Annotated in this window: 1 protein-coding gene; it reads right to left on the reverse strand. The window is 59.4% G+C overall.

Going from position 1 to position 512, the window contains the following annotated elements:
* Positions 1-512: trypsin-like peptidase domain-containing protein (locus C3418_RS23995; RefSeq protein ID WP_146054173.1), on the reverse strand; the 512-nt coding region annotated here is incomplete at both ends.

Consider the following 512-nt stretch of genomic DNA (forward strand, 5'->3'; position numbering starts at 1 on the left):
GGGTCACTTCGTTCACTACAATCCCCTGGATCTGATCGATTCCGCCACCCTGAGAATGCACCGGAGCAATCTCACGCCCGCCAATACCAATGTAGCCGCGGATCACGCGTCCGTCGCGAATCAGCTTATCCATAATCTTGTTGGCGAGCTGGAACGGGATGGCGAAGCCGATCCCTTCGGGTGTTTCCCCGTCGTTGCTCTTATCAAACGAGAGGGTGTTGATGCCCATCAGTTCGCCCAGCGAATTCACCAGCGCGCCGCCGGAGTTGCCATGGTTGATGGAGGCGTCCGTCTGCAGGAAGTTCTGCCGTCCGGATGGGTTCAGGCCGATACGCCCGGTTGCGCTGATGATCCCCTGGGTAATGGTTTGTCCCAGGTTATAGGGGTTGCCAATGGCCAGCACCACGTCGCCGATATGGGGCGTCCGCTTACGGTTGATGGGGATAACGGGCAGGCCGCCCGTGGCGTTGATTTTGAGGACTGCCAGATCCGTCAGACTGTCGGAGCCCACG

The organism is Aeromonas sp. ASNIH8, assembly GCF_002919855.1.
Classification (GTDB): domain Bacteria; phylum Pseudomonadota; class Gammaproteobacteria; order Enterobacterales; family Aeromonadaceae; genus Aeromonas; species Aeromonas caviae.